The sequence below is a fragment of the Bacillus sp. GbtcB10 genome, assembly GCF_019091365.1.
Classification (GTDB): domain Bacteria; phylum Bacillota; class Bacilli; order Bacillales; family Bacillaceae; genus Bacillus; species Bacillus altitudinis.
This window is the reverse complement of the sequence record NZ_JAGXJP010000112.1, coordinates 1-276: the sequence shown is the minus strand read 5'-3', so window position 1 is coordinate 276 and position 276 is coordinate 1. Positions and strand designations below refer to the sequence as shown.

Here is a 276-nt window from a genome sequence, read left to right as displayed (position 1 = left end):
AGAGGAAGTTGGTGGGAATTTTATCGTGTTCCATGCCCAATCTGTAATGCTATTGGAAACTGTATGCTGCATGTTTCACAAGAGAAAGTAGCATGTACCCGTGTGGAAAGTAAGTGGGTATACGGTAAAAATTCAAGTAATCCAAGTTATATCCATTATCTAAATGGTAAGAAGCAATACCAATTACCAGAGGTAGATGTAGTAAAGGGGCATAGTAAGCGAAGTAAGGAAGAATTAGATGTATTTAATCGTAATTTAATCGGATTTTTGCCGTTA

At 36.6% G+C, this 276-nt stretch carries 1 pseudogene; it reads left to right on the top strand.

The window, feature by feature from the left end:
- Positions 1-276: pseudogene (locus tag KVT11_RS21180) on the top strand (hypothetical protein); the annotation flags it as partial.